This window comes from Caulobacter segnis, assembly GCF_023935105.1.
GTDB classification, from domain to species: Bacteria; Pseudomonadota; Alphaproteobacteria; order Caulobacterales; family Caulobacteraceae; genus Caulobacter; species Caulobacter segnis_B.
Genome location: NZ_CP096040.1, coordinates 1,228,821 through 1,242,393, shown reverse-complemented (window position 1 = coordinate 1,242,393; position 13,573 = coordinate 1,228,821). Strand labels below are relative to the sequence as shown.

Genomic DNA, 13,573 nt, shown 5'->3' with positions numbered 1-13,573 from the left:
AAGATGAGCGACAAGAGCAACCAGGGCGTGGCCCTGATCACGGGCGCGTCCACCGGCATCGGCGCGGTCTATGCCGACCGCCTGGCCAAGCGCGGCCACGACCTGATCCTGGTCGCCCGCGACGAGGCCCGTATGAACGCCCTGGCCGAGCGCCTGCGCGCCGAGGCCGGCGTCAAGGTCGAGGTGATCAAGGCCGACCTGACCGACAAGGCCGACCTGGTGAAGATCGAGCAGCGCCTGGCGACCGACACGGCCATCACCGCCCTCGTCAACAACGCCGGCGTGGCCGGCGCGAACGACTTCGTGGCGACCGATCCCGAGGCGTTCGAGAAGATGATCCAGCTGAACGTGACGGCCGTGACCCGCCTGGCCTCGGCGGCGGCCCGCAACTTCGTGCCGCGCGACACCGGCGTGATCGTCAACCTGGCCTCGGTGGTCGGGCTGATGCCCGAGCTGGGCATGCCCGTCTACGGCGCGACCAAGGCCTTCGTCCTGTACCTGACTCAGGGCCTGCGCGTGCAGTTCGCCAACTCGGCCGTTCGCCTGCAGGCGGTGCTGCCCGGCGCCACACGGACCGAGATCTGGGAACGCTCGGGCTCGGACATCGAGGCGATGGATCCGAACATGGTCATGGACGTCGACGACATGGTCGACGCGGCCTTGGCCGGCTTCGACCGGGGCGAGCTGGTGACGATCCCGTCGCTGCCGGACGCCGCCGACTGGGACAATGCCCTGGCCGCCAAGGCCAAGCTCTATCCGAACCTGTCGCGCAGCCAGCCGGCCGCGCGTTTCAAGGCCTAGACAATGGAAAGCTCGCCGGCGCGGCGCTCACTCCCGCGCCGGCGAGTCCGCCCTGAAGGTCGTTCAACGGGTTGATGCCGGCCGTTGAATGACCTCCCGGAAGGTAAACTCTTAGCTGAGCACCATCACGACGACGCGGCGGTTCTGGGCCCGGCCTTCGCGCGTTTCGTTCGGAGCGACCGGGCTTTCCGGGCCGTACGAGATCGTCGCCATCCGGTTCAGGGCGACGCCATGCTGGCTCAGAAACTTGCGCACGGTCTCCGCGCGCTTCTCGCCGAGCTCTTCGTTGTATTCCTTCGAGCCCGAATTGTCGGTGTGGCCCTGGATCTCCAGGTACACGTTCTTGTTGTCGGCCTTCAGCTTCTCGCTGAACTCCGCCAGGCGCTGCTCGGCTTCCGGCGAGAGATCCGCGGCGTTGACCGGGAACTTCACGGAGTCGTCGCTGAGCACCAGGGCGTACTGGAACTTGCCCTCGGCCAGCTTGCCGGCCGCGATGGCGCGATCCAGGGCTTCCTTGGACGTCTTGTCCAGCTCGCCGATCTGGGTGTCGTGAGCGCTGACCCGCTCATTAACCTGACCGACCTGGGTGTTGACGTACTTCTTGGTCGCGCAGCCGGAAACCGACAGGCCGCCCATCACCAGGGCGGCGGCGACCATCATGGTCTTCGTGCTTGCTATCATTTTAAGTCTCATCCGTAGTGGGCGCGGGCGTCCTGCAACGCTCGCTGGGATGAACTCGGCAAGCCAAACTGGGCCAAAGATAGGCGCGATTCCGGCGCTTCCGGGCCAAGCTAGACCATTGATACAGCTCGACAATTCCGAGACTTTATACCGCGCGCAAGCGCCGTGTCCGGACTTTGGTTCCGAAGTTTTTTATTCTTCCGAAGTGCGCGAAAGCCACGCCTGAAAAGCCCGAAGCGCGGGACTCGGAGCCTTGGACTTCAGCCACGTCAGCCAGTAGCGGCCGGCGCTGACCTGAGTCTGGAAGGGGCGTACCAGGCGCCCCTGTTGCAGGTCGCGAGCAAACATCATCGGCGGGGCCAGCGCCACCCCCATTCCCTGCATCGCCGCCTCGACCATCACCCAAGAGCTGTCGAACACCGGCCCCCGGATTGGGGGCGGCGACAGGCCGGCGGCGGCGAACCAGTCGGGCCAGTCGGCGGCGCGATAGCTGCGCAGCAGGGTCTCGCCGAACAGGGCGGTCGGCTCGGCGATGCGCTCGGCCAGGGCGGGCGCGCACAGCGGGCTCATCGGCGCCTCGAACAGCGGGGCGGCCTCGGTGCCGTGCCAGGCCCCGTCGCCGAAGCGGATGGCGCAGTCCAGCCCCTCGCCCGCCAGGTCGGCGCGGTTGTTGTTGGTGAACAGCCTCAGGTCCACGAACGGATGAGCCTCGCGGAAGTCGGCCAGGCGCGGCAGCAGCCAGCCGACCGCGAAGGTGCCGACCACGCCGACGCTCAGGACCTCCAGCACCCGGCCGCCCTCGAAGCGGGCCAGGACGTCGCCCAGCTTGTCGAACGAGTCGCGCACGCTGGGCAGCAGGGCCAGGCCCTCGTCGGTCAGGGCCAGGCCGCGCGGCAGGCGGCGGAACAGGGCCGCGCCCAGCCGCGCCTCCAGCCCCTTGACCTGGTGGCTGACGGCGGCCTGGGTCACGCACAGCTCGATCGCGGCCCGCGTGAACGACAGGTGGCGGGCCGAGGCCTCGAAGGCGCGCAGGGCGTTCAGGGGCAGCTGGGCGCGGCTCATGGCGATAGACCCAAATTCAGCTAATGGCTCCGCCAAGGTATCGTCGTTTGCGGGGAGGGCCAGCGCCGGGCAAGGGTTCGCGGGCAAGGAGACCCCTACATGCTCAATCGCAGAATGCTGATAACGGCCCTGGCGGCCGCGCCCGCCGTCGTGTCCGGACTTTCGCTTGGCCTGGCGCCCGACGTGGCGAACGCCGCCCTCTTCGCCGACAAGCCGGCTTCAGACCTTACTTCACGTATTAACGAATTGGAGCGGGCCAGCGGCGGTCGGCTGGGCGTTGCGGTCCTGGACACCCGGACCGGCCGCCGGTTCGCCTGGCGCGGCGACGAGCGCTTCCGCATGTGCAGCACGATCAAGATGCCCTTGTCGGCGGCTATCCTGCGCCGGGTCGACCAGGGCCGCGAGCGGCTGGACCGCCGGGTGACCTTCGGCCGCGACGTGCTGATGGGCAATTCGCCGGTGGTCGAGAAGCACATCGAGGACGGCATGACCATCGGCGCCCTGTGCGAGGCGACGATCACCTGGAGCGACAACGCCGCTGCCAACCTGCTGTTCGACGCTCTAGGAAGCCCCGCCGACCTGACCCGTTTCCTGCGGGCCATCGGCGACCAGACCACCCGCAGCGACCGCCGCGAGCCCGAGCTGAACACCGGCGCCCCCGACGATCCGCGCGACACCACCACCCCGTCCGCGATCCTGGCGACCTGGAGGACCCTGCTGCTGGACGACGCCCTTTCGCCCGCCTCGCGCCGGCAGCTGACCGACTGGGTCGTGGCCAACAGGACCGGCGACAGGCGCCTGCGGGCGGGCCTGCCCAAGGGCTGGCGGGTCGGCGACAAGACCGGCAACAACGGCAAGAACACCACCAACGACATCGCCATCGCCTGGCCGCCCGGCCGCAAGCCGATCCTGATCGCGTGCTTCCACGACCGGGGCAGCAGTGACGACGATGCGCGAAACGCGGTGCACGCCCAAGTGGCCCGCGCCGTCGTGACGGCGGGGTTCGGGGCGTAACGACATAAAGTTATCCACAGGGCGCCCCTTCTCACCTTGCGGAAGAAGGGCTCAGCGAAGCTGACGGATGAGGGGTCGAAAGGCGTCATCGCAAAGAGAGCACCCCTCACCCGACCGCCTTCGACGGCCCCCCTCTCCCGCAAGGGGGAGGGAACGCCCGTGGATATCCCCGTAAAAACGCCGACACTTCCCTTCAATTACAGATACTTAGACGAAAACACCCGTTTCTTATGCTCGCGGGTCTCGGCGCCCTCATGCTTGACCCTCATGAGCGACACCGACACCCCCGCCCGCAGCTGGTGCGAAACCCTGCAGAAGAAGCTGATGGACGCGATCGACGCCGCCTGGGCGATGATCGAGCACAGCAACGACCCGGCCGTGCTGGCCAAGGCCCGTGAAAAGGCGCGGCTGGCCGGCCAGCTGGCCGTCGAGGCTCGCAGGATCAGCGCCCTGGTCCCGCCGCCGCGTGAGAACAGACCCCGCGCGGCGCCGACGATCCTCCAGGAAGCCCTGGCCCGGATCGACGCCGAGCCGCCGCCGGCCCCGCCGCCCGTCAGGGCGCCGGCGGCCCAGGCCGCGGCCATGCAGGCCGCCTTGGCGCGGATGGGGCGGCGGTAGGCCCGGACGGTCAAAAATGTCGCACCCTTTAAGGTCCCCGCTAAACGATGCGGAAACGCTGTTCTCCTAAGAGGGAGACACCGGTTTCCATGTCGGGAGCCGAGCGCGCCTCGGGGCGTTCGAGGGGAAAAGTGCCCAACGGTCCGGATCATCAGGCGTCGACCCCGGAGCGCGTTCTAGCGCGCCCCGCCGGACGGTTCGGCCACAAGCCCTGGCTGGACTACGCCAACCTCCGGCTCGAGGCGGCGGTCTTCCTGCTGCTGGCCATCACCTTCGCCGCCGTGCTGGGCAAGAGCGCCCTCACCACCCAGCGGCTGGTCTTCTCGCCCCAGTCCGAACGGTTCGCGACCTTCGCCTTCTCCGACGCCAAGAACGGCGGCCGCTCGGTCGCGTCGATCGACCCCGCCCGGCCGCTGGCCTGGTCGTGCGAGATCCGCGGAGGCGTGCAATATCCCTATTGCGGCTATGGCCTGCAGCTGGACGCCAAGCGCCGCGACGTCGGCCTGGATTTCACGCGCCTGCGCACCGTCACCTTGCGGTTCACCTATCACGGCGCGGGCGACCACCTGCGCCTGCTGGTCAAGGCCTCGCCGCCGCCGGCCCTGCGCGCCCGGCTCGGCGACGAGTTGATGCCGCTGGCCATCGACTTCCCCGTCGTCCAGGGCCGCAACGAGGTCCGCCTGCCGCTGGCCCAGCTGGCCCCCGAGCAGTGGTGGGTGGCCAATCACGGCCTGCCGTCGCGCGAAACCGCCCCGGACCTGGACCAGGTCCACATCGTGGCCATCACCACCCGCGACGCCAAGGCGCCCGACGCCCTGGCCATGTCGATCGACGACATCGTCTTCGAGGGCTCGTACCTCTCGACCGAGCAATACTACCTGGTCATCCTGGGGGCCTGGCTGGTCCTGAGCGCCGGCTTCCTGGTCCATCGCGCCCTGGGCATGCGGCGCGCCTACGAGACCCGCCAGCGGATGCAGGCCCAGGAGGCTCGCCTGCTGGCCGGAGCCCACGCCGCCGAGAAGGCCGCCAGCAGCGCCAAGTCGCGCTTCCTGGGCAATATGAGCCACGAGCTGCGCACGCCGCTGAACGCGGTGATCGGCTACGCCTACTGGCTGAACCGCACCGACCTGGACATCAAGCAGCGCGCCGCCGTCACGGCCATCCAGTCCAGCGGCGAGCACCTGCTGGCCATGATCAGCGACATCCTGGACATCGCCAAGATCGAGGCCGGCAAGTTCGAGCTGGTCGCCGCGCCATTCGACCTGCGCGAGACCCTGGCCGGGGTCGGCGACATGTTCCGCCTGCCCGCCGAGGAAAAGGGCCTGGACTTCGGGGTCGACATCGCGCCGGACGTGCCGGCCGCCGTCGTCGCCGACCGCAAGCGCGTGCGCCAGGTGCTGATCAACCTGTTGGGCAACGCCATCAAGTTCACGGAAACGGGCGGCGTGACCCTGCGGGTGTCGGTCGTCTCGGCCCAGGACGCCAGCGCCCGCCTGCGCTTCGTCGTCGAGGACACCGGGGTCGGCGTCGCCGCCGACCAGCTGGACGCCATCTTCCGCCCCTTCGAACAGGTCGGTGACCAAGCCAGCCGCGCCGGCGGCGCGGGACTGGGCCTGGGCATCACCCGCCAGATCGTCGAGATGATGGACGGCGTCCTGGACGTCGACAGCCAGCCCGGCCAGGGCAGCCGCTTCACCGTCGAGGCGGCGTTCGCGGTGGCCCAGCCCGCGCCCGCCGCCCGCCCGGTCTTCGCCGGCGTCCCGAAGCTCTAGAACAGATCGAACTTCGGCTTCTGAGCTTCAAAAACCCGCTCTCCCCGGCGAAAGCCGGGGCCCAGGTCGAACCCCGGGCGTTCACCGGCATGGCGAGGCGAAAAGGCGCGTCAGCCCCAGTCTCTCTGGATAAATCTGGGCCCCGGCTTTCGCCGGGGAAACGGGGAAAGGAGTGCGAGGTCCATTGAGGTGCTGAACGCCGATCCGCTCTAGAACATCCGGGTCAGGTTCAGGCCGTACTGCCGGGGCGGCCCGGCGTAGCGCAGGCCCGAATTGATCGCCGCGACATAGGTCTGGTTGGTCAGGTTGGTCGCGTACGCCGCCAGCTTCCAGTCGCCCTTGGCCCAGGTGACCAGGGCGTTGGCGATGTCGCGCGCCGCCAGCCGGTCGCCCAGCGCGGCGTTGTTGAAGATGGTCGTATAGGCCGAGCCGATGTGGGCGTAGTCCAGCCGGGGCGTCAGGGTGGCCCCGCCGTCCAGCGCGAACGTGTATTGCGCCCCGGCGTGGAAGGTGAACGTCGGGGCGTAGGCCTGGCGGTTGCCGTTCAGGTCGACGCAGTTGACGCTGGCCGGGCCGCTGGCGGGATCACAGGTCCCCGTCCGCCCCCGGCGCGGATCGGCGCCGTAGAAGCCGCCCAGCGACGAGTGCGAGACCGACACCGCCACGTCGAAGGCGGCGCGTCCAAACAGCGCCTGGGCCGACCCTTCCAGGCCGTACAGCTTGGTGTCGCCGCGGACGTTCTGGATGCGGTTGATCTGCGGGTACTGGGGGTCGCCGATGTTGACCTGAAAGCTCTTGTAGACGTTGTAGTAGACGCCCAGCTGGGTGCGTACGCGGCCGCCGGCCAGGGTCGATTTCCAACCCGCCTCGTAGTCGGTCAGGTTCTCGGGCGCGAAGGCCTTGGCCGGCTGGTAGAGGTTGGGCCCGTTCAGCCCGCCCATCTTGTGACCCGTGGCCACGAAGCCGTAGACGAAGTTGTCGTCGTCCAGCTTCCAGTTCAGCGTGACCTTCCCGGTCACCTTGTCGTCCTTGATCTGGGAGTTCTGCAGCAGGACGATCCCGAACTGCGGATAGGTCTGGTAGACGTCGTCGTTGGTCGAGACCGAATGGGCGTAGCGCGCGCCCACCTGCAGCTGCAGGCGGTCGCTGAGGTCATAGCTGACCTGGCCGAACGCCGCCGACGTCTCCTTGGGCGTCTTGCCCCACAGATAGATGTCCAGGACGTTCTCGGGGAAGCCGACCCGATAGTCCGCGGTCGGATATTTCGAGGCCGGGAACTCGACCTCGTCGTACTGGTAGTACAGGCCCAGCAGCCAGGTCAGGCGCTGGTCGCCGCGCGACAGCAGGTTGAACTCCTGCGACCAGACCTCCTCCTTGACCGTGTCGTAGAAGGTGTTGTTCAGCGCGCTCGTGCCGTCCAGGTCGGTCGAGAACTTGGCCGTGCCGTTCTGGTAGCCGGTGATCGAGCGCAGCATGATCCCGTTGCCGAACGTGTAGCTGGCGTTCAGCGACGAGCGCACGAAGGTGTCGTGGGCCGAGTTGGGGCCATTGCTGGTGATCTTGAACGGATCGTTGGTCGAGAGGGCCGGATCGGCCGGATAGCCGCCCAGGTCGATGTCGTTGTAGTCGGCCTTCAGCGTCACCTTCAGCGCCGGACTGGGGGCCCACAGCAGGCCCAGGCGGATGCTGTTGCTGTCCACGTCGCCGGGGTGACCCTTGTAGGGGCCGGTAATGTCCCAGAAGCTGTCGCGGGTCTCGTGGTTGAAGGCGATCCGGCCGGCCAGGGTGTCGCTGATCGGCAGGTTGATCGCGCCCTGGGCCTTGAAGTCCTTGTAGTTGCCGACCTGGCCCTGGACGTAGCCGTTCACGCCCCGGAAGTTGGGATCCTGCGAGCGGATGAACACCGCCCCGCCCGTGGCGTTGGCGCCGGCAAAGGTGCCCTGCGGACCGCGCAGCACTTCCAGGCTGGCTAGGTCGTAATAGGGCTCGGTCTGGAAATAGCCCGGGAACGCCGCCACGCCGTCGCGATAGGTGATCACCCCCACGCCGACAGCGGTCGTGGCCTCGGACTTGCCGATGCCGCGCACGTTGAAGAAGTTGCCCTGGCCGAAGTTCTGCACCGTCACCGACGGCGCGGCGAACTGCAGCTGGTCCAGGGACGAGACGGCCTTGTTGTTCAGGTCGTCGGCGCTGAGCACCGTGGCCGCGACGGCCGTGGTCTGCAGGTTGGTCGTCCGCCGCTCCGCCGTGACCACCACCTCGCCCAGCACCGCCGGCTCGTCGTGCTTGGCCTGCTGGGTCGTCTGGGTCGTTTGGGCGTCCTGGGCCCGCGCCGCGCCCGCCCACAGCAGCATGGCGGCCGACGCCGTCAGCCAGAGCTCTCGTCTCATGGTCTTCCCCTTCGGATGCTTCCTCCGGCGCTCTTGCGGCGCCCGAAACCCAAGGGTCCCACCAAACGGCGGATGCGTCAATATTCACACTCACGATAGTGAATATCGGAACGCCATCATGACCAGCGAGCTACTTGTTACCGGTATCATTTCTGCTAGCTTCCCGGCGCTGACATCGGCGACGAAGCCGGGAGCGGGGAGAGAAACGACCATGCGCCTGATCGCTGGAAAGATTGCTGGCCAGATCGCCGTCAGGGCCATCACGCCGTCGCTGATCGCGCTGGCCATCGCGTCCTCGGCGGTCGCCCAGACCCCGCCCGACAAGCCCCTGCCCTACCAGGATCCCAAGCTGCCCGCCGCCCAGCGCGCCGCCGACCTGGTCTCGCGCATGACGCTGGAGGAGAAGGCCGGCCAGCTGCGCCACGCCGCCCCCGCGATCCCGCGCCTGGGCGTGCCCGCCTACAACTGGTGGAACGAGGGCCTGCACGGCGTGGCCCGGGCCGGCGAGGCCACCGTCTTCCCGCAGGCGATCGGCATGGCCGCCACCTGGGACGCGCCGTTCGTCCACGAGATCGCCGACACCATCGCCACCGAGTTCCGCGCCAAATATGTCGAGAAGGTCGCGCCGGACGGTTCGACCGCCCAGTATCGCGGCCTGACGGTGTGGTCGCCCAACATCAACATCTTCCGCGACCCGCGCTGGGGCCGGGGCCAGGAGACCTGGGGCGAGGACCCGGTCCTGACCGCCACCCTGGGCTCGGCCTTCGTCGAGGGCCTGCAGGGTCCCGACCTGAACCACCTGAAGACCCTGGCCATGGCCAAGCACTTCGCCGTCCACAGCGGGCCAGAGGCCGACCGCCATCGCGACGACATCCACCCCTCGCGCCACGACCTGGAGGACACTTATCTGCCGGCCTTCGAGGCCCTGGTGACCAAGGCCAAGGCGCAGTCGGTGATGTGCGCCTACAACGCCGTCGACGGCCAGCCGGCCTGCGCCAGCGATGCGCTGCTGAAGGACAAGCTGCGCGGCCAGTGGAAGTTCGACGGCCACGTGGTCTCGGACTGCGGGGCCATCGCCGACGTCTACCTGCCCACCTCGCACGCCTATCGCAAGACCGCGGCCGAGGCCTTCGCCGTGACGGTCAAGGCCGGCACCGACCTGCTGTGCGACTTCGGCGGCGCCAACGGCGTCGAGGCGCCCGCCATCGTCGAGGCCGTGCGCACGGGCCTGGCCACCGAGGCCGAGGTCGACCAGGCCGCCCGCCGGCTGTTCGAGGGCCGCATGCGCCTGGGCCTGTTCGACCCGAAGGGCTCGGGTCCCTGGGGCAAGATCACCGCCGCCGACAACGACACACCCGCCCACCGCGCCTTGGCCCTGAAGGCGGCGCAAAAGGCCATGGTGCTGCTGAAGAACGACGGCCTGCTGCCGCTGAAGACCGCGCCGAAGACGATCGCCGTGATCGGCCCCAACGCCGACAGCGTCGACGCTCTGGTCGGCAACTACAACGGCACGCCGTCCAAGCCGGTCACCGTGCTGGCCGGCATCCGCGACCGCTTCCCCGGCGCCAAGGTCACCTATGTCGCGGGCACGGGCCTGATCGGTCCGCCCAGCGCGCCGACGCCGGATGCGATCTTCTGCCAGGACGCCGCCTGCGCGGCCAAGGGCCTGAAGGTCGAGGAATATGCGGGCCTGGAGCTGGCCGGCGCGCCGACCGCCACGCGCGTCGACGCCAACGTCAACTTCCGCTGGGGTTGGCCGACGCGCACCGCCCGGCAGGCCTCCATCCGCTGGAGTGGCTTCGTCACGCCGACGCAAAGCGGCCCCCACAGCTTCGCCATCGACGGCGAGCGCGGCTGGCGTATCAAGATCGACGGCCGGCCGGTCGCCGAAGCCTGGGACACGATCCAAGATCCGGGCCAGGCCCAGACCGTGATGCTGACCGCCGGCAAGGCCTACGCCATCACCATCGAGGCCCGCCAGGACAGCAATCGCGGCGGCCAGCGCCTGACCTGGAGCCAGCCCGCCGACAACGCCGACACGGCCGTGGCCGCCACCAAGGACGCCGAGCTGATCGTCTTCGTCGGCGGCCTGTCGGCGCGGGTCGAGGGCGAGGAGATGCCGGTCCACGCCCCGGGCTTCGCCGGCGGCGACCGCACCAGCCTCGACCTGCCCGGCCCGCAGGCCAAGCTGCTGGAAGGCCTGGTCGCCACCGGCAAGCCCACCGTGCTGGTGCTGGTCAACGGCTCGGCGATGTCGGTGAACTGGGCCGACCAGAAGGTCCCGGCCATCGTTGAGGCCTGGTACCCCGGCGGCGAGGGCGGGACGGCGGTGGCGGGCCTCTTGGCCGGCGACTACAGCCCCGCCGGCCGCCTGCCCGTGACCTTCTACCGCTCGGCCGAGCAGCTGCCGCCGTTCAAGGACTACGGCATGGCCGGCCGCACCTATCGCTACTTCGGCGGCGAAGCGCTGTACCCGTTCGGCTACGGCCTGTCCTACACCACCTTCAAGTATGGCAAGCCGGTGCTCAGCGCGGCGAAGCTGAAGCCGGGCCAGCCGCTGACCGTTTCGGTCGAGGTCACTAACACCGGCGGCCGCGACGGCGACGAGGTGGCCCAGCTCTATGTCACCCGCCCCGGCGTCGCTGGTGCGCCGATCCGGTCCCTGAAGGGCTTCCAGCGCGTGACGCTCAAGACGGGCGAGACCCGCAAGCTGACCTTCGCCCTCGACCCCGCCGCCTTCAGCACGGTCGACGACAAGGGCCAGCGCCGCGTGGTCCCCGGCGCCGCCGACCTCTGGATCGGCGGCGGCCAACCGGTCAGCCGGCAGGGCCTGGCCAAGCCCGCCGGCGTCGCGGCGACGGTGGAGGTCGGGGGCTAGGGTCCGGCCCCTCGGCAGCCCAACGCGATTCATATCCCCATTCTCCGTCTCCCCGGCGAAAGCCGGGGCCCAGATTCATCCGGGGAGGCTGGGGCTAACGCGCCTTTCACCTCGCCATTGCGTGAACCGCCCTGGGTTCGATCTGGGCCCCGGCCTTCGCCGGGGAAGCGGTGTTTGGGTCTGGAGGCCGGCGGCTAAAACCCCCTCAGAACGTCTCGCCGACCATCGTCTCGCTCAGCGCCCACAGGGCTTGGGCGCGGGCGGGGTCGAGGGCGTAGGGCCGAACGCCGGCGCGGAGCAGCGAGTCGTTGTCGGTCAGCTCGGCCACATGGCAGTCCTCGCAGTAGCGGCCGCCGACCGCGTCCGCCGGCGCCACGACCCCGGCCCAGACGCTGGTCGCCGCCCCCTGCGGAATGGTCTTCAGCTGGATCGGCGGCTGGCCCGCGGCGGCGGCCTCGGCGTTCAGCTGGTCCATCCACTGCTGGATGAAGACCGGGTCCATGTGGCGGGAAAGCTCGGTCTGGATGCCGCCCGGATGCACGGCGGTGGCCCGCACGCCGCGATCCTTGTGCCGGCGGTCGAACTCGACGGCGAACAGGACATTGGCGGTCTTGGAGCGGCCATAGGCGCCGAACGGCGTGTACTCGGTCGTCTCGAAATTGGGATCCTCGAGATCGACATCCGAGAAGCGGTGGCCGGCCGAGGCCAGCGACACCACCCGCGAGCCGGCCTTCAGCAGGCTGGCGATGCGGTTGACGAACACGAAGTGGCCCAGGTGGTTGGTGCCGAACTGGGTCTCGAAGCCGTCCTTGGTCTTGCCGAAAGGCGGAGCCATGACGCCGGCGTTGGCGATGACGAGGTCAAAGGTCCGGCCGTCCTTGACCAGGGCGTCGGCGGCGGCGCGGACACTCTTCAGGTCGGCCAGGTCCAGCTCGATCAGGGTCAGCGACCCGCCGCCGGCGGCCGCCGCCTCGCGGACGACGGCGGTCGCGCCTTCCGCCTTCTGGAGGTCGCGGGCCGCGCCGACGACATCCGCGCCGTGAGCGGCCAGGACGCGGGCGGTCTCGACGCCCAGGCCGGCCGAGACGCCGGTGACCAGCACGCGCTTGCCCGAAAGATCGACGCCGGCCAGGACGTCGTCGGTGGTGGATGTGGCGCCGAATGGAGTGCTCATGGCTCTGTCCCTGAGGGTTTGGTGTTGTCCGAGCCGATCCGGAGGATTAAATGGAGGAAGGCTCCGGATACATATTCGGAGGCAGCCTCCGCTTTTCAAGGTCGATGCCCGAAGATTCTGAAGCTCCTCCCGAGAAGGGGACCCGCAAGCCCCGCGCCGACAGCCTGCGCAACCGCGACCTGCTGCTGGGGGCGGCCAAGGCGGCCTTCGCCGAGACCGGGGCCGAAGCGCCGCTGGAGGACATCGCGCGCCGGGCCGGCGTGGGCATCGGCACGCTCTATCGCCACTTCCCCACCCGCGAGGCGCTGGTGGCGGCGGTCTATGCGCGCGAGATCGAGCAGCTGGCGGCCTCGGCCGACGCTCTGCTGGCCCGAGGGCCGGCGGGCCAGGCCCTGGGCGACTGGCTGAATGTGCTGATCGACTACATGGCCACCAAGCGCGTCATCGCCCCGGCGCTGCGCGCCGATCCGGGCGAGGGCTCGAAACTCTACGCCAGCTCGGGCTCGACGATCCTGGCGACGTTGCAAAGGCTGACCGACGCCGCCCACGCGGCCGGCGACATCCGCCCCGACATCGGCTTCGAGGATATTCTGAGGATGATGAGCGGGCTCAGCCAGGGCTACGAACAACCCGGCTGGGACGCCGGCGCGCGAAGGCTGCTCAGCGTGATGATGGCGGGGCTGCGGGCCTAGAAATCCTCCCCTAGCGGGGGAGGTGGTCCGAAGGACCGGTGGGGGAAGTGCTGCGAACCTTGCCTCTTCCCCCTCCGTCGTCTCTTCGAGCCGGCACCTCCCCCGCTAGGGGGAGGATGGGCGCCTTACGCCCCCTCCTCGTCGACGTAGATCACCACGGGCTTGCCGCGCGACAGGGGTTCCCAGCCGGCTTCGATGGCCGAGGCGATGGCCTTGGCGACGACGCGGACGGGGACCTGCGAGGGCTTCAGCGGCGGGGCGCTGAACTTGGGCTTGGGGCCGGGCGGGAACTCGATCAGCGCCTCGCGCTGGCCTTCCTTGTGGCGCGCGGCGATCACCTTGCCGTGGCGTTCCGACGGGTCGTACGACCACTGCGGCAGGCGGTGCAGGCGCCAGACATAGGGGTCTCCGTCGACCTCGATGTCGAACTCGACGATCAGCTTGGTGGTTTTGGCCATGCGGGGAGATACCGCGTACGGCGTTGACGGGAA

The 13,573-nt window shown here is 69.1% G+C and carries 11 protein-coding genes; 6 read left to right on the top strand and 5 right to left on the bottom strand.

Annotation, left to right across the window (positions count from 1 at the left end; translation table 11 throughout):
- Positions 1-3 precede the first annotated feature (3 nt).
- Complete coding sequence (locus tag MZV50_RS06125) at positions 4-801, top strand: SDR family NAD(P)-dependent oxidoreductase (RefSeq protein ID WP_252633531.1); 798 nt, start codon at positions 4-6, stop codon at positions 799-801.
- A 111-nt stretch (positions 802-912) separates the two neighbouring features.
- Here the strand turns inward: MZV50_RS06125 and MZV50_RS06120 are convergent, their stop codons facing one another.
- Together MZV50_RS06120 and MZV50_RS06115 are read right to left on the bottom strand one after the other, a co-directional pair.
- Complete coding sequence (locus MZV50_RS06120; RefSeq protein ID WP_252633530.1) at positions 913-1,482, bottom strand: OmpA family protein; 570 nt, start codon at positions 1,480-1,482, stop codon at positions 913-915.
- A 192-nt stretch (positions 1,483-1,674) separates the two neighbouring features.
- Positions 1,675-2,544: a LysR family transcriptional regulator gene (locus MZV50_RS06115; protein ID WP_252633529.1), complete on the bottom strand. Its 870-nt coding sequence runs from the start codon at positions 2,542-2,544 to the stop codon at positions 1,675-1,677.
- Positions 2,545-2,643: 99 nt separating this feature from the next.
- Here MZV50_RS06115 and bla point away from each other — a divergent pair, with 99 nt between their 5' ends.
- The 3 genes from bla (at position 2,644) to MZV50_RS06100 (ending at position 5,948) form a co-directional block, all read left to right on the top strand.
- Positions 2,644-3,558 (top strand): class A beta-lactamase, encoded by a 915-nt coding sequence (gene bla, locus MZV50_RS06110; RefSeq protein ID WP_252633528.1) that lies wholly within the window; start codon positions 2,644-2,646, stop codon positions 3,556-3,558.
- A gap of 267 nt (positions 3,559-3,825) precedes the next feature.
- Entirely contained in the window at positions 3,826-4,176 is a 351-nt protein-coding gene (locus tag MZV50_RS06105; protein WP_252633527.1) for a hypothetical protein, read from the top strand.
- A gap of 131 nt (positions 4,177-4,307) precedes the next feature.
- The gene (locus tag MZV50_RS06100; protein ID WP_252633526.1) at positions 4,308-5,948 is read left to right on the top strand and encodes a sensor histidine kinase; all 1,641 of its coding nucleotides are present in this window, start codon (positions 4,308-4,310) and stop codon (positions 5,946-5,948) included.
- Positions 5,949-6,157: 209 nt separating this feature from the next.
- On the opposite strand, the gene MZV50_RS06095 is transcribed toward MZV50_RS06100, so the two are convergent.
- Positions 6,158-8,338 (bottom strand): TonB-dependent receptor, encoded by a 2,181-nt coding sequence (locus MZV50_RS06095; RefSeq protein WP_252633525.1) that lies wholly within the window; start codon positions 8,336-8,338, stop codon positions 6,158-6,160.
- Positions 8,339-8,549: 211 nt separating this feature from the next.
- Between MZV50_RS06095 and MZV50_RS06090 the strand changes: the two genes are divergently transcribed.
- Complete coding sequence (locus tag MZV50_RS06090; protein WP_252633524.1) at positions 8,550-11,216, top strand: glycoside hydrolase family 3 C-terminal domain-containing protein; 2,667 nt, start codon at positions 8,550-8,552, stop codon at positions 11,214-11,216.
- Positions 11,217-11,421: 205 nt separating this feature from the next.
- Here MZV50_RS06090 and MZV50_RS06085 read toward each other — a convergent pair whose 3' ends face one another.
- Positions 11,422-12,390 (bottom strand): SDR family NAD(P)-dependent oxidoreductase, encoded by a 969-nt coding sequence (locus MZV50_RS06085; RefSeq protein WP_252633523.1) that lies wholly within the window; start codon positions 12,388-12,390, stop codon positions 11,422-11,424.
- Between the two features lie 104 nt (positions 12,391-12,494).
- Here MZV50_RS06085 and MZV50_RS06080 point away from each other — a divergent pair, with 104 nt between their 5' ends.
- The gene (locus tag MZV50_RS06080; protein ID WP_252633522.1) at positions 12,495-13,082 is read left to right on the top strand and encodes a TetR/AcrR family transcriptional regulator; all 588 of its coding nucleotides are present in this window, start codon (positions 12,495-12,497) and stop codon (positions 13,080-13,082) included.
- Positions 13,083-13,207: 125 nt separating this feature from the next.
- Here the strand turns inward: MZV50_RS06080 and MZV50_RS06075 are convergent, their stop codons facing one another.
- The gene (locus MZV50_RS06075; protein WP_252633521.1) at positions 13,208-13,540 is read right to left on the bottom strand and encodes a hypothetical protein; all 333 of its coding nucleotides are present in this window, start codon (positions 13,538-13,540) and stop codon (positions 13,208-13,210) included.
- Between the last annotated feature and the right edge of the window lie 33 nt (positions 13,541-13,573).